The sequence below is a fragment of the Nostoc sp. 2RC genome, from assembly GCF_014222165.1.
Classification (GTDB): Bacteria; Cyanobacteriota; Cyanobacteriia; order Cyanobacteriales; family Nostocaceae; genus Nostoc; species Nostoc linckia.
Genome location: NZ_JACKZU010000058.1, coordinates 13578 through 27993, shown reverse-complemented (window position 1 = coordinate 27993; position 14416 = coordinate 13578). Strand labels below are relative to the sequence as shown.

Genomic DNA, 14416 nt, shown 5'->3' with positions numbered 1-14416 from the left:
TGGGATTGAATTGGCACTCAAGTGACGCTTAAGTGGCGTTGAATTGGCATTTGAGTGGCGTATTTTTGAATCGAATTCAATAGCATAAAGATAACTACTTGAGAAAATGCAGCAAAAAAATAACCAATGAGCTAATTTTTCGCCTTATAAAAATGGTCAGTAGGTAGATTGGCATGATTTATATTTGTACTTAACTTAAAGGAAAGCTTTTAGGTGAACCACAGTCAATGTCAAACTTGATAGTCAGTTTTGACCCTGGTGCTTCCTTGACCAAGATTGTTTACGAACTAGCAACTGAAGGCAAACCATGTTTGATGACAATGGAACCAGAGATGTTGAAGTTGCCTCAAAGTTCGATTGACGCTTATATGTCGAGTCGCAAAGGTCTGGAATCTCCTAAACCAGTAGATGAAGCCTGGGTGTCAAGTCCTGCGGATGGTGATACACAATGTACGGTAGTTGGATTCCTGGCACGGCAGTTTTCAGCATCTGCCAGACTCGATAAGCTCAAGTACGAAACCTCAATTCACAAAGCCTTGGCGGTTATTGGTGCGATCGCTCAACACAACAAATTGCCTAACAGGTTTTCACTATCACTGACCTCACTACTGCCCTATGGTGAATATCAAAATCGCCAAGCATTTGAGCAACAGTTACAGTCTGCACTCAAGGATTTTAGGTTTCGGGGTCAAAGATTGCGAGTGAAACTGGAGCGATTCGAGTGCTTACCCGAAGGTGCCGGATTGGCAATGATTCGGCAACGCCAGAATGGTAAAGAATGGTTCAACGCTCAAACCATCGCAGTGCTGATGTTCGGGCATCGCAATACCAGCCTTCTATTATTTGAACGGGGCAAGATGACGGCGGGTTACACCAATGGACTGGGCTTTCACCAAATGGTAAAGCGAGTAATTGAGCGCACATCTGGACAGGATGCTACTGCTTTGACTTCTGCCATCTATGCAGCTGGTTCAGATATTACAGCTGATAACCAAGCAATTCGCACTCTGGTCAAAAGTAGAGAACCTAAAAATATTGACTATGAATTGCAGATGATTGTTAATGCCATTGCTACTGCTAAAGCTGAGTATTGGTCTAGGCTTTACGATTGGCTGGAATCAACTTTACCTGCGGTGAACGAGGTGATTTTGAGTGGTGGCGCAGCATTGTATTTAGAGCAAGAGTTACAAGAGTGCTTTCAAGAAATTTCAACTTATTGGGGTGCTGACTTACAGCAGCAGGTACAAGAAGTATTCAAGGATAAAAGTAATGATTATTGCCATACTTTCCGAGAGCAGGAAGCTTTGTCGTTTAGGTTGATTGATGCGTTTGGTTTGTTTATGCGGTTTAGAGCGCAAATCGAGAAGGTAGCATGACTACAAATAAAAAACAACCCAAAAATAATAACAATAATAGACAGCCCAATAGTAGCGGTAGTCGCAGGCTGTCTGAAGGAACTGATACTAACAGACAAAGACAATATAAAAATTTGACTCTTCGGCTTCGTGCTTACTCAAATACTGTTGATGCAAAGCTAATTATATATTTGCAAAAAGGAAATGGGGTTAGTACTAGCAAAGAGATGGTATTACAGGCATTACGAATGTGTTGGTTGCCTTTAGCATATCAAGCTCAAGCAAATGCGGATGTAGAAATTAGTGATAAAGAGGTGCGTCAGGTAGGGTTAATTTGTTGTCATGCCCTGGAGCAACATTTGGCCTATTTGCGAATGGAACTAGGATTACCACATAAATTAAGTGATGTTTTGCCTGTACCTCTCAGCACTATGACCAATCCTCAAACGCTTGCTACTATGTTCGGTTTAGAAATTGGTAATAGCAGTGGTATTGATGATGAGAATGATAGTAATGCTAGCCCTAAAGGTAAAAGTAAAGGCAATGGCAGTAGTAATAATGACAACCAGCCAAAACACAAAATAGATTCTGATTCCTTCATTCCTGGTGAGGGGTCTTTCTATGATGATACAGACAATATGTTTGAGAATATTTAAGTATTTATTAATGCACATTTAGTCAAATCACAAAGGAGATTTAAGATGGCAGCAATTCACTTCATGGATGGTGAAAAAGGTGGAGTTGGCAAGTCTTTGTTTGCACGGGTTATGGTGCAATACTGTATTGACAATAAACTCTCTTATGAATTGGTAGAAGCAGACCAAAGTAATCCAGATGTGGGCGCATTTTACCCAGACAATCATAAAACAGCAGTTTTTAGCGAATCAGAGCGTAAAGCTTACGATGCTGATGAAATTTTTAATTTAGCACTAACAACTTCTGTCATTGTCAATTTACCTGCTCAAGTATACCCAGCAGTAACTGATTGGATTGAGCGTAATCAAATCCTAGAAATTACTGGGAAAAATAAGGTCAAAATATATAAGTGGTTTGTTTGTAGTGGTGGATATGACAGCGTTCAATTATTTATGCAATCTCTCGAACGCTTTGAGAATAAGATTAAGCATATATTTGTACGCAATTATGGTTTATGCGATGACTGGAAACATGTAGATGGACGTAAGAATTTACAGGAATTAATCAAAGCTTATAAAGTAGCTGTCATCAATTTTCCCAAGTTCAGTTATCGAGAACGAGATATCCTTGATGCCAATCAGATAAATTTTTCTGCGGCTAGAGATTATGGAGAGTTAGGTGTATTGGGTAAGCAGCGATTACACAATTTTCTCAAAAAAGCTTCTGACGAAATTGAGAAAGCTAAAATCTGGAACCTTCCGGCAGCTTCAATTACTTCCCCAACAGAAAAAGTTGATGATGCTAATGTCAACGGGAAGGTTGCTACTAAGAAGTAATCTAATTCAGGAGTGCTGAGTGACCCCATAGCGAAACGGGGGGATTGAATTAAGGGCGCATTATTTCTTGTGGCATTTTCCGCTCGAAATAAATATGCATTTCTTTTTCCATACCAGATGTTGGGGCAACTCTTGGAGACATTACACGAACAGACATGAGTGTGCTGCTAGCGGTAGCGGGGCATTTAGCCCATGCAATTAATTTTACTTTTTTACTCAGGACTCATTACTCAGCAACGCCAGTTGCTTCAACGGAGGGAACCTCCGCAACGCACTGGCTCCTCAGCACTGTTTCGGTGACATCTCCTACCATCAAATCGGATTCCTATACCAAATGAGCGTAGGGGACGAGGGCGCGAATTAGCTAAAAGCAAATACAAATATGAGTAATTCTCACACTGAAGAACTCGATTTAGACGATGAATTTTTGGATTCAGTAGCTGCTAGAGGCAAAGGACTGAGCCAAATTCCTTACCCAACTTTACTAGATTTAGCCATTCGAGGTAAAGATGATTCATTTAAAGCTAGGGTTTGGGAAATAGTAGTGCAAACTGGGCTTGACCCTGATGATCCAGCATTTCTGATGATGATTGCTACTGGTAGGCTGCAAGTGCTGTTGGAAGACAATCCCAAAGAAATGGAAGCAATGTTTGACCTGTGGCAAACGCAGCTTTATGACCATCTCCAGACATATGAAAAGGCAGCAGTAAAAGGTCAGCAAAAAGCGATCGCTCAGGCTGTAACAGGATTAATTAGGCGTACTGAATTTGAGCGTGCTATTCATTCAGTTCCCTCTTTAATTGCTGGGGGAATACTGCTATTAATTGCAGCTGGAGTGGGTGGACTGCTAAGTGTAGGTGGAATGTCTTGGTATCAATCCAGTCATCTAGATCCTGCTGGGCCACGCCAACTCACACAAGAGGAAGCCAATGCTTTGGAATGGGCAACCAGTAATGAAGGTAAGTTTGCTCACAACCTAATGCAATGGAATCAAGATTTGCTGAGTCGTGACCAAAACGGTCAACTTGTTTGTGCTAAGGATGTCAAGCGTTTGGGGGTAACGCTGGAAATTGGAGCGAGTAGCAGAAAAGCCTCATCCGGGTTCTGCACGTTATGGACATCACCTAGCAATCAGCGCCAGTTTGTATCTAAACCGCGTCTACCTTGAAAACCGTAATTTTTTGGGATTAGGTTAAAGCTCAGAACTCAAACCACAACCGAATAATACACTCTCCTTAAAAACTCCAGGTTTCAAAATGGACGAGGTTTAAGTTAAAAAATTAGTTGTCAATTTCTCAATCGTAGAAGAGGATTCAGCAGATGTTTACCCGCAAAATTAACTGGCTTTGGCTGCTGGTAATAGTAGGTATAGTTACAGCTTGTACCCCTACTACTGTAAATGTCAGTAGCAAGGATGAGAAGAATACGACTCAAGCTCAAGCTCAAACTGTGCCTGATTATCCGCCGATGTATGATGTGGATGTTAAAGTTTGTGGCAACATTATTGCCCCTCTCAAGGATGGAAAACGTTGTGTCAATCAACAATTACGTTTGTGGGGCCCAGTAGGAGAGGCAAAATTAGTTCGTGCTGGTATTTCTCTGCCATCAGTTTCTAGCGTAGAACATAAATTAGCGATCGCCTCAAAAGGCTGTTATCCTGTTTATTCCCAACCTGACCAGCAGCAGTTTTATTGGGCTAATTCCATTATTCAAGTCAACAGGGGAGGAACTGCACCCACAGTCGAAGTCAAGCCAACTCAACTTTCAAACCAGCAAATTAATGAGTTAATGACCAGTAAACTTTCCAGTCGGACAATTACAACATTTGGTGGGGTGGGATGCGAAGCTGCATCTTCGGTAAAATAAAGCTTTTACGGTTGAGGGTGGGTGGGCAAAAAAGTTACCCCACATTTTAGTGGGGCTACTGTCAGAACCAGCAGGTAATTATGAAGCTTCAGCCCATCTAGCTGTACGTTGTTGTTTATGAGCTTTACGCCGCTCCCGTACTACATCCAAATCTTTTAGTCCATACAGACGTTTGGCGTATGCTAGTAGTTCATTGATGGAAGTTTCGTTATAGTCCTGGCGAAACTGAATGTTATGTTCGTTCCAATCAAATTCTTGCTGAGTAAAACGTGCTTGAGCAGCAAGTTCTCTGCCTGATTCCTCACGTAAAACTTCCAGTACCATTAATCGTACTTTATCCTGATAACCTACTACTTGATCCAACGCTTTTGTTTGTTGCTGATTACGAGTCATTTGAGTCATTTGATTATCCTTTGATTAACGAATTACTACATCTCACCTAGACAGCATCGACAGATGCCTTCTGAGTTAGAGTTCACTTTTAAATTTATTCAATTCAGGAGCGATCGCTGCATTCAATTCTGTTCGTTGGATGCGGGTGGGCCGGAAATACAATGCCCCGAATTAGATAATTCAGGGCATTGTAATTAATCGTCAATTTCTATATCTTCGTCATCTTCATCTTGTTCAAAATCGTCATTTATCAAGTCATCAGAGTTGCTACTCAAACTATTGAGTCCGTCCATGCGTTTAGACCGAGCAGCTTTATGAGAAGCACGTCTATCTCGAATTTCATCAAGATTATTCAAGCCGTAAAGTTTGCGAGCATAATTCACCAGTTCTTTTAATGGTGTATTTAGATAGTCCTTACGGAACTGGGAATTGTGTTTGTCCCAATCAAACTCTTGTCCGTTAAATCTGGCTGCTGCTGCTAATTCTCTTCCTGATTCTTCCCGCAATACTTCAATAACCATCAGGTGTACTTTTTCTTGATAAGTCGTTACTCGTTCTAAAGCAGGAATACGCCTTTCAACTTTGCGTGCTGGTTTAGCAGTTTTGCGAGCGTTAGCGTTAACCATGAGAATTACTCCTTGATATTTAGTCTTTTTCTCATAGAAACAGCATCGGAAGATGCAATTCGCTCCATTTTCAATTCTTCAATTAAATCTCATCTAGGTTAAAATTTGTAGTTTTTACAATGTTGGCTGAAAGGCAGATACACCAATGGCTATATGTCTCAACTGGCTGTGAAAAAATTCCATTCCTCAAACTCAAAATGCACATAGTTTCAATTCAAATTTTTAATAATTTCAATTTAAATTTTTAGTAGATTTAGATTCAGTTCGTCCATAAAATTAGAAAATTCTGTTAACATCGCTATCGTAAGTAGCACTATTGAAACTTCTCTATTCTATTGTCAAAATCCCGCAAAAAAATAACCTGTATTGTTTGAGGCAATACATGGTTATTTTGGGTTAGTATTCTATTGATTATTGAGAATAAATCAGAATTATTTACTCGTCTTCATCGTCATCATCTAACTCATCTAATTCGTCATCTTCATCTAAATCTTCGTCGAGTTCGTCTTCGATATCATCCTCATCTTCATCCAAGTCTTCGTCAAGTTCATCATCTAAATCGTCAAGTTCTTCCTCTTCTTGTTCTTGGAAAGAATTACGACGTTCCAGAGATGCGCGGTTGAATTCTACTAAATCTGCTATTGCTTGCTCTGGGTCAGTGCTGATAGTGTCATACAGCATACTCATGAAAATTGCCACTACTTCTGGTGCATATTTGAGTGCATCTGGTTGTCCAAACAATTTAGTAAATAATTTGGTGTTCCATTTTTGCCAATCAAACTTTTTGTTACCACCTTTCTTTTTCACCTGAGCAGCAATGTCAAGTCCGAGTTTTTCACGGGCTGCATGACCGATTTTAGTTGAAACACGGGAATCGCGTAGTTGTAATTTAACGCCATATTCCTTGAAGATTAGGTTCCGTAATTCCTTCAACAATGCTAACGCCTCTTCTTGTGGTGAAGCATTCGCTACCTTTGATTTAACTGTAGCGGATGTGCCATTAGTTTTGGCAGATGTTTTAGTATTAGCTCCATTGCGATTGTTGTTATTGGTTCTAGCTTTAGCGATCGCCATTTTACAGCTTCCTTTAATAAAGTGAATTTTTCACCTCCTCGCCGCAATCGCGGCTTTCACATCCATTTCATTTCAATTTCATTTTTTTGCGATTTCAAACCTGTCTTTGCTGCGACGACAAATTTATGCTTTGGAATTAAAAGATAAAGAAACGCACTAGGAGCAGTTTCTGAAATTAACGCTGTGGTGGAGCGATCGCTCTTTTTCACACAAGAAATATAGCCAACCCGTTAGTGATAATTATCCGTGTGGCTAAAGCATCAGTAATCAATTTGCTCTAAAAGGGGAAAGTAAGTTGTTAAAGTCAAATTTATGAAGTTGATAAACTGGCCTGCTCTGGCTGACCAAAATACTCCAATTGTGGCTGTAGAGTATCATACGCCTGACAGAATGCAAATTTTACAGCAGTTTTACCATTGGGGTGAGGAGCGGTCTTTGTCAGTCTTTGTCTGTAATCCTGGTTACTGTAGACTACAGCAATTAATTCAGCATCAAGGTCAGTACATTTTACAGTCAACTAACAGAGGTAAAGACGGGGACATTATTCAGTATCTTCTGGAGGAATATCAACCAGGCATTTATTTACTGGAGGGAGTGCTAAATGAGGATGATGGTAGCAAAATAAGTCAAAAACGTAGCTATCAATTACTCAATGGCTGTCATCAAACTCTCTGGAGTCAGCAACATCATTACTGGGTGTTATTGGAAACTTACGTTCAACTACCTCTAGAATTACAGCCTTTTATTCCTGTACTGTCAAATCCACTTCCAGACCAACAGCAGGTGCAGATGGTTGTAGAGCAGTTTTGTGATGCCTGGGTTGGGGATAGTCATTCCCGGCTTCAGCAGTTTGCGGAGTGCGATCGCCTACGCGCCACCATACCCCATCACCATTCTTGGTTAAAGACAACAGAAAAAACAGAAGTGCTGCAATTGCTCTTCCGTGCCTGTCAGGGATTACCTATAGGCGAAATAAATATGCTACTACAGCAATGTCTGGGTTTTACAGAGCAGATTGAGGAAATCGCCCAATTAGTGCTAGAGCATAAAGTTAGCAAACTGCGGGGTCGGGGTTTAGAATACATTGCCCAACCGGATGTACCTTCAGCTGGGGGATTAGATTTACTAGAGAAAAGGTTAGAAACTATTACCTGTTTACTTCAACGTCAAGCACAGCAATATGGATTGAAGTTTCCCACTGGGATGCTCTTATGGGGGCCACCGGGTACGGGTAAAAGTCTCTCTGCCAAGTTAGCAGCGAAGAAAATGGGATTACCATTGTTAGCAGCTAATTGGGGTGTACTACTAGGTGATTCTCATCCCGACAGAGCATTAAAGGAGTTTATTGCTTTGGTGACTTCCCTTGCTCCCTGTGTACTTTATTGGGATGACTTTGATAAAGGCTTTGCGGGCTGGGACTCCAATGCAGATGGAGGTGTGGCACGGCGGCTATCTGCGGCTTTGTTGACTTGGATGCAAGAGCATCAAGAGCCAGTTTATACCATTGCTACTGTCAACCGCTTAGAAATGCTACCTGCGGAATTAGTTCGCCGTTTTGATGATATCTTTTTTGTGGACTTACCCCATGAAGGGGCAAGATATGAAATTTTCAATCTACATCTAGCCAAGTATTTTCCAGCTTTTCGAGACAACAACTCTCCTTGGAGTGATGACCAATGGCGTAGACTGTTGGCTGAATATCGTATTTGCAGCCCAGCAGAAATTGGTAATGCAGTCCGTCGTTGTGCTGAGTCGGCTTTTTATCAAGGTAGACCAGAGCAAATTGAGTTTGAGGATTTGCTTAAACAGCGACAAGAATTTACACCAGCTATGGAGCGAGAGTCAGAACAGATACAAGCAATTCGCAATCAGGCTATTTATGCTAAACCTGTAGCTAGTCAGGATGTTTCACGATTTGCTTATCAGCACCGGGAGTTATTTGAGCGATCAATTTAGCGACAAAAAAATTGTGTCCAATTTGGCGAAAGAAAAAGGAGACGGTTCCTGCCCCACAGATCAATCAAGAGACTACACGAATATTTAAAAAACCCGACGTTCACGGACTCGCTACCCTTCGGGTTCGGCAGTGACGCTCCTAACGTCGCTCTAAGCGAAGCTATGCCGCAGGCTTTACGCTGCGCTAACGCAACCGACGGAAACCGCCAGGACTGCGACTGCCTCACCGCTACGCTATCCCTTTTTTCAAGCCTTGCCTCGGGGAGAGGCTTGTCCACCACAGATAAATTAGGATGCTTCTCGACTCACCAAAAAGCCTAGCCTCAGTTAGCCAAATGTAATTTTTGAAATTCAGCTAGTGTCGGATTTTGAAATACGACATTTATTAAAATTTTCAAACTTATGTTTGTCGGATTTTAAAATCCGACAACCAATTGATATACTGCGACTAAGTTTGAGTAATTTTTATGAAACAGATAGTTCTTGCGCTCCTAGCTAATGCTGGTGGAGTAGGTAAGTCTACCATTAGCACACATATTGCCTATGAAGTAAGTAAGCGGGGTTATACAGTAGCTATGTTAGATTTAGACCCCCAACGTTCATTAGATGTGTTTTGTGGTTTGTCACCAGCCGAAGCAAATTTAACTACAGTAGAGTTACTGTCTAAGGATTTTAAAGGTGATTGGTCATTAGTACCAGTTTGGGATTCCAAAGTTGAGGTGTATCAAGGACATCCCTTGTTGGCTGAAATAGCTAATGAATTGGTGATCAGAAAACGTGGAGAATACAGTTTAGCAGACAAACTAAATAAATATTCATTACCTCATAACTTAATTATTTTGGACTGTCCTGCAACTTTGGGTATGCTAAATGTCAATGCTTTAGCTGCTGCTACTCATGTTTTAGTTCCAGTACAGTTAGAAATGAAAGCTATTTCTGGTTCGGCAGAGTTAGTTGAATGGTGTATTTCCACAAGTGACGAGTTGCAACTTGAACCACGTCCACCAATTTTAGGGTTTGTTCCCAGTATGTATAACGGAGTAGTAGCTATGCACAGGCAATACCTGGCACAGTTACCTGCAATTGCTGAGAGATTAGGGATAAAGTTATATCCAAAAATTCGGAGTTCTAACGAGTTTAAAAATGCTAGTGCCTATGGATTACCATTGCACAAGTATCGTCCCAAGCATCCTGCTTGCAAAGATTTCAAATTAATTGTTGATGATGTCATTGCATTAATTAAGGAAAAATGATGGCAAAAGCGTTACCGCAAATAGGCGATAAATTTAAAGGGGCAGTGCAGAAAACCGATCAAGAACAAAAAATTACCGATTTACAAGCTGAAGTAGAAAGGTTACGCGCATTACAATCACCAGAATTAGAGACAGAAATCGCCAAACTACGCGAACAATTGCAAACGCAAACAGGTGAGATTGCCATTGATACAAGTCTAATTGACCCTAACCCTAACCAGCCAAGACAAACAATTACACAAGAGTCTATTCAGGCGAAAGCGAGATTACTAAAAAAACATGGGCAGATTACACCAGTAATTTTAGTTCCTCACGATAAAGGTCGTTTTATGCTCTTGGACGGGCAGTTACGTTGGTCAGCAGCAAAGTTATTAGGATGGGAGACTATTCGGGCATTAATCGTACCTCAGCCACAGGATTTAGACCAATCATCGTTATTGACTTTTTTAGGTTTTGAAGATTTAAATCCACTAGATAAGGCAGAAGCAATATTTAAAGAGATTACCAAATCAACTGGTTTAGAAATTGATGAGGTTGCTACAACTCTTGGTGCTGTACTTAAGCGGCTTGAACGTAATAATCAAGTCAAGGAATTAACAAAATTATTAATTACTAGTAGTGAGGAGCAACAACAAGGTTTAGAAGTACTGGATATTAATAACGAGGAGCAAGCTTTATTTTTAGTGTTCTTAGAATTTGGGTTGAATCCTGCTTCTGTTAAGTCCAATCTTTTACCAATGTTATCTTTGCCAGAAGATTTAAAAAAAGCAATTCGTCATCAAGAACTGAAAGGCGCTCACGCATTGGCATTAGCAACATTATCATCAAAAATATTGAAAATTTCCGAACAAGAGGCAGCTATAGAACGAATAAAAGCAACAGAGCAGGTATTAAAAGAAAGTTTAACTGTACCTGAGACACGCGATTTAGTTAAGAACATTAAAGCTAAGTATTTAACATCAGAACAATCAGAATCGAAAGAAATAAAAGCAGTTATTCAAAAAATCAATAGTGGATTATCTGAAATAACTTTAGCTAATGCTAGTAGGGAACAACTTCAATTTTTACAAGGAATTTTGAAGCAGAAATTAAATGAAATTGGTAAGTTCATTGAATAAAACTTTTTTATTATTTTGAGTATGGTAGTGTTTTATATTTGTTATTAACCCAAGTTGCGAGTCATCAATATGCAGGTGCTTCACAGTTGCATATGTCGTGCAAATAGGTTAGGCGCATTCACGAATTCGATTTAGTGTCCTTTGCCAATATCGATGTGAGCGTCAGTTTTCACAACCCGCCAAGAATTGCGATCGCATATGAACCCTTCCAAAGATTGGAGCGCGACTTTTGAGACTAAGACTGTGGCTCTAGGAGCTAGCTGAAGCATGTCTTCCAATAAGTCACTATGGTCTAGCTCTGTGTGGCTGACAATTATATAATCAATTGTCTTGGGGGAAACCATACCAGTTCCTTTAACTTTGGCAACCAAAGCAACAGTCTGGCTCCACAAGACCACACTACCTCCCCATTGTTGCGACTGCCATCGCAGAAACTTGTAGCACAACACTTCTCGATATCTCAACAAATGGTTTGTGGAAATTTTTACTAAATCAGCCTAGCAATTGGATCATTCTTTTTGTAGAGTTTTCATTATACTAATAATAAACACTGAGATGATTACTTAAATTAATACTTATAAAATATAGCTGACTTTGAAAGTATGTCGGATGAATTTGTAATTATTAGAGTGCCCGATATTTTAGGAAAAGATGGACACGAGATAGAAAATTTTTACAATCGTATCAGTCAGCCATTACCAGATAGACAATATGTATTAGATCTAAAGCAAGTCAATTTTATTCGACCCTACGGTGTAATAGCTCTAGTAATAGCTGGGCGAAATCTTAGTAAGACATCTGGGAGAAAAGTGATCGTACAAAATATATCAATGCAAGTTTACCAATATCTAGAGCGGATGAACTTGTTTGATGTTGGCTCAGATTGGTTGCAACCCACTGGTATTTTAAAAGAGCGATGGAATCGTACTTCGCATACATATAACCTTCTTGAACTGACTATAATTAATCAGTCTAAGGATATAGAAACAGTAGTCTCTCGATCTGACAATATTTTCGAGCGATGGTTGCAAAGATCATATCTGCACGACTTACTCAATGTACTAATTGAGCTATGTGCGAATGTACATGAACACAGCGGAGATTGTTATGGTTGCGTACTTATTCAAAAAGTTACATCTCAAGGTCAAGCTATTGTTCGTTTAGCGGTAGGAGATATAGGATGTGGAGTACGTGGCAGTCTTTTCGGGTCTAAGAAATATAATGCTCTGGAAGACTCTCTCGACTACCTGCTGAAAGCGATGAACGGACAAACGTCCCGGCTAACAGGACGTGGCGGTTTAGGATTGCGCCAAGTTGAACGTATTGCCGGAGCAAGTAGTGGATGCCTATGGTTACGTTCAGAAAACAGTGCGATTTTTAGCCGGGGAACAGGGACAATTCAGGGAATACGAAACTTAGCTTATGTGCCAGGAACACAAGTTGCTGTAGAATTACGTTCGCCTCTTGACATTAAATAAAGTAAGAAGTTAATTTAATCTAGTGTTCACTGAGCTTCAGTGAACAGTCACAAAAAAGGAGTGAATTGACAAAAATAGAAATTATTGAGCGTCAAGACGTAATGTCTCTGCTTGCAGGTTTAGGGTTTTCTGACCGCTTCTTTCTGACTAGACTTAGAGGCGAACAGGCATATGAGCGATTGAAGTCCCGGTTACAAAAAGTAGCTGAGGGAAACGCTTTGCTGCTTAACTTTCCCCAGGAGCAACTCATGGATGTTTCTTTTCTGGATGAAACTCTAATTCGTATAGGGGAAGAGATGACAAAAAACCAGTTTCCTTCACGTACTCTTCTTCTTCAGGGATTAACTCCAGATACAATCGCTAATCTCAACGCTGCCATTGAATTTCGGAATCTGAAACTAGCCTTTCTTGCTGTAGAACCTGAAGGTCAATGGCAGTGTGTTGGAAAACTAGAGTTGAGTTTAAGAGAGACATTGCAACTGTTGTGGAAGCAAAGCAGTTTGACAGCACCCGAACTTTCTGAGATAAAGCAGCTTGCTATTAACTCAGCCAGCAATCGTTTAAAACGTTTATACGATCTGCATCTAATACGACGCGATTACGAAGTGACCAACAAAGGATTGCAATATACCTATTACTTTTGGAAATGGACTGCTTAGAGATGAACAATGGATTACAGTCAGAATCTCAAAAATTTAGCCTCAAACAAGCTGTCATTCGTATTGCAGTCGGTCTTATTGAGCAACAAGAACAAATCATTACCAAAACCGCACCACCAATTACTAGCCCTAATAAACATATTAAGTTGGGGATTGAACAGCTATCGGTCTTGTGTATAAGGCACAAAATTATGCCTCCCAGACATCATCAGGAAGTTGTTGACTGGTTTCATCGTCGTTTAGAAGATTGGCCAGGAGTTCTGGGTCAATTCATGCAGGAAATGGATTTTACAGAACCTCTCATGTTCTTTGGCAGACCAACTGATTTGACCTATGAACTAGCTGAACGAGTTAATCAAGGCTACGAGCTAGAGATAGAAATTAAAGACTTACCTTTTAAAGACATCTTAGAACTCTGCACCAGAAAACAACTAGACCGTCAGTATGTGAAAGCTCGGTTATTTCTAGTTGAACACCCATATTTAGAGTGGGGAACGAGAGAAATTAACCGAGACTTAGACTGGGATTTAGAAGTACGAGAGCTGATAGGCGCAAGTTATGAGCCGATTCCAGTTGCTTGCCGCGTTATGCGAGACGGTTACGAACAAATTGCCCTCTGTCCTCGCTGCGGTTGGCCGTTAGCTTGGCAAAATAACGCTCGCCCTCGTGCCTTTTGCTACAGTGATTTATGTTCTCGATTAGTTGAACGAATTAACTACCCCGAACAATGGATAGCCTATCGTCCAGAGTCATTGAGGACAAATCGTGGAATTCAAGCTTCTGTTGTTGCTCCAGAGCAACTGCTTGTGCAGTTACGCAATACTTTAGAAGCAAAAGGCTTAACTTGCAAACTCTGGCCAAATGTGGATAGTTACGACCTTTATGTAAAATTTCCATCAGGAATAGTATGGGCTATAGATTTCAAAGATTATTCATCGCCGCGACGAATTGCTTTGGAACTTAAGCCTTTTAAAGAATCACCTTATTGGGACAAAGCGTTTTACATTTTCCCCGATCACAGGAATACACCCCGATACAATAAGGTTTTCTATTCTGTCTGGCAAGAGCGATGTCAAGAGAACTCTAACTTGAGTCGAATAGAAGTCTTATTTATCAAAAAATTCCTGGCAAAAATCGAGCAAGAACTTAAATCATCAAATATTTAA

Annotated in this window: 14 protein-coding genes and 1 pseudogene; 11 read left to right on the top strand and 4 right to left on the bottom strand. The window is 40.4% G+C overall.

The annotated features are described in order from the left end of the window. Positions 1-227 precede the first annotated feature (227 nt). From GNE10_RS09570 to GNE10_RS09550, 5 genes are all read left to right on the top strand, one after another. Entirely contained in the window at positions 228-1376 is a 1149-nt protein-coding gene (locus GNE10_RS09570; RefSeq protein ID WP_185564939.1) for a ParM/StbA family protein, read from the top strand. After that, positions 1373-2011, top strand: a complete 639-nt coding sequence (locus GNE10_RS09565) for a hypothetical protein (RefSeq protein ID WP_185564938.1) — start codon at positions 1373-1375, stop codon at positions 2009-2011. Before GNE10_RS09570 ends, GNE10_RS09565 begins: the two co-directional genes overlap by 4 nt. A gap of 45 nt (positions 2012-2056) precedes the next feature. Further along, entirely contained in the window at positions 2057-2827 is a 771-nt protein-coding gene (locus tag GNE10_RS09560) for a mobilization protein (protein ID WP_185564936.1), read from the top strand. 382 nt (positions 2828-3209) lie between these two features. After that, positions 3210-3995, top strand: coding sequence for a DUF6753 family protein (locus GNE10_RS09555; protein WP_185564933.1), 786 nt, complete (start codon positions 3210-3212; stop codon positions 3993-3995). A 152-nt stretch (positions 3996-4147) separates the two neighbouring features. After that, positions 4148-4693 (top strand): hypothetical protein, encoded by a 546-nt coding sequence (locus GNE10_RS09550; protein ID WP_185564930.1) that lies wholly within the window; start codon positions 4148-4150, stop codon positions 4691-4693. A 78-nt stretch (positions 4694-4771) separates the two neighbouring features. On the opposite strand, the gene GNE10_RS09545 is transcribed toward GNE10_RS09550, so the two are convergent. From GNE10_RS09545 to GNE10_RS09535, 3 genes are all read right to left on the bottom strand, one after another. Continuing rightward, on the bottom strand, positions 4772-5095 hold the full coding sequence (locus GNE10_RS09545) for a hypothetical protein (RefSeq protein ID WP_185564927.1): 324 nt from the start codon (positions 5093-5095) through the stop codon (positions 4772-4774). A gap of 185 nt (positions 5096-5280) precedes the next feature. Continuing rightward, positions 5281-5712 carry a hypothetical protein gene (locus tag GNE10_RS09540; RefSeq protein ID WP_185564924.1) on the bottom strand — a complete coding sequence of 144 codons (432 nt, stop codon included), beginning with the start codon at positions 5710-5712 and terminating at the stop codon, positions 5281-5283. A 435-nt stretch (positions 5713-6147) separates the two neighbouring features. Continuing rightward, positions 6148-6786, bottom strand: a complete 639-nt coding sequence (locus GNE10_RS09535; RefSeq protein WP_185564921.1) for a primosomal protein — start codon at positions 6784-6786, stop codon at positions 6148-6150. 312 nt (positions 6787-7098) lie between these two features. Between GNE10_RS09535 and GNE10_RS09530 the strand changes: the two genes are divergently transcribed. The 3 genes from GNE10_RS09530 (at position 7099) to GNE10_RS09520 (ending at position 11113) form a co-directional block, all read left to right on the top strand. Continuing rightward, entirely contained in the window at positions 7099-8742 is a 1644-nt protein-coding gene (locus GNE10_RS09530; protein WP_185564919.1) for an ATP-binding protein, read from the top strand. Positions 8743-9209: 467 nt separating this feature from the next. Further along, positions 9210-9995, top strand: coding sequence for a ParA family protein (locus GNE10_RS09525; RefSeq protein ID WP_185564916.1), 786 nt, complete (start codon positions 9210-9212; stop codon positions 9993-9995). After that, positions 9992-11113 carry a ParB/RepB/Spo0J family partition protein gene (locus GNE10_RS09520; RefSeq protein WP_311774801.1) on the top strand — a complete coding sequence of 374 codons (1122 nt, stop codon included), beginning with the start codon at positions 9992-9994 and terminating at the stop codon, positions 11111-11113. The genes GNE10_RS09525 and GNE10_RS09520 overlap by 4 nt, the downstream gene beginning before the upstream one ends. Before the next feature lie 134 nt (positions 11114-11247). On the opposite strand, the pseudogene GNE10_RS09515 reads toward GNE10_RS09520, so the two are convergent. Continuing rightward, a pseudogene (locus GNE10_RS09515) lies at positions 11248-11457 on the bottom strand (diflavin flavoprotein A); the annotation flags it as partial. A gap of 285 nt (positions 11458-11742) precedes the next feature. Between GNE10_RS09515 and GNE10_RS09510 the strand changes: the two are divergent. From GNE10_RS09510 to GNE10_RS09500, 3 genes are all read left to right on the top strand, one after another. Further along, positions 11743-12591: an ATP-binding protein gene (locus GNE10_RS09510; protein WP_185564914.1), complete on the top strand. Its 849-nt coding sequence runs from the start codon at positions 11743-11745 to the stop codon at positions 12589-12591. Between the two features lie 65 nt (positions 12592-12656). Then, entirely contained in the window at positions 12657-13250 is a 594-nt protein-coding gene (locus GNE10_RS09505; RefSeq protein ID WP_185564911.1) for a hypothetical protein, read from the top strand. A 2-nt stretch (positions 13251-13252) separates the two neighbouring features. Beyond that, positions 13253-14416, top strand: coding sequence for a hypothetical protein (locus GNE10_RS09500; protein WP_185564909.1), 1164 nt, complete (start codon positions 13253-13255; stop codon positions 14414-14416).

Bases quoted from the DNA above. Each gene is read 5' to 3' on its own strand.
- GNE10_RS09570 (WP_185564939.1), top strand. From the start codon at position 228: ATGTCAAACTTGATAGTCAGTTTTGACCCTGGTGCTTCCTTGACCAAG.
- GNE10_RS09565 (WP_185564938.1), top strand. From the start codon at position 1,373: ATGACTACAAATAAAAAACAACCCAAAAATAATAACAATAATAGACAG.
- GNE10_RS09560 (WP_185564936.1), top strand. From the start codon at position 2,057: ATGGCAGCAATTCACTTCATGGATGGTGAAAAAGGTGGAGTTGGCAAG.
- GNE10_RS09555 (WP_185564933.1), top strand. From the start codon at position 3,210: ATGAGTAATTCTCACACTGAAGAACTCGATTTAGACGATGAATTTTTG.
- GNE10_RS09550 (WP_185564930.1), top strand. From the start codon at position 4,148: ATGTTTACCCGCAAAATTAACTGGCTTTGGCTGCTGGTAATAGTAGGT.
- GNE10_RS09545 (WP_185564927.1), bottom strand. From the start codon at position 5,095: ATGACTCAAATGACTCGTAATCAGCAACAAACAAAAGCGTTGGATCAA.
- GNE10_RS09540 (WP_185564924.1), bottom strand. From the start codon at position 5,712: ATGGTTAACGCTAACGCTCGCAAAACTGCTAAACCAGCACGCAAAGTT.
- GNE10_RS09535 (WP_185564921.1), bottom strand. From the start codon at position 6,786: ATGGCGATCGCTAAAGCTAGAACCAATAACAACAATCGCAATGGAGCT.
- GNE10_RS09530 (WP_185564919.1), top strand. From the start codon at position 7,099: ATGAAGTTGATAAACTGGCCTGCTCTGGCTGACCAAAATACTCCAATT.
- GNE10_RS09525 (WP_185564916.1), top strand. From the start codon at position 9,210: ATGAAACAGATAGTTCTTGCGCTCCTAGCTAATGCTGGTGGAGTAGGT.
- GNE10_RS09520 (WP_311774801.1), top strand. From the start codon at position 9,992: ATGATGGCAAAAGCGTTACCGCAAATAGGCGATAAATTTAAAGGGGCA.
- GNE10_RS09500 (WP_185564909.1), top strand. From the start codon at position 13,253: ATGAACAATGGATTACAGTCAGAATCTCAAAAATTTAGCCTCAAACAA.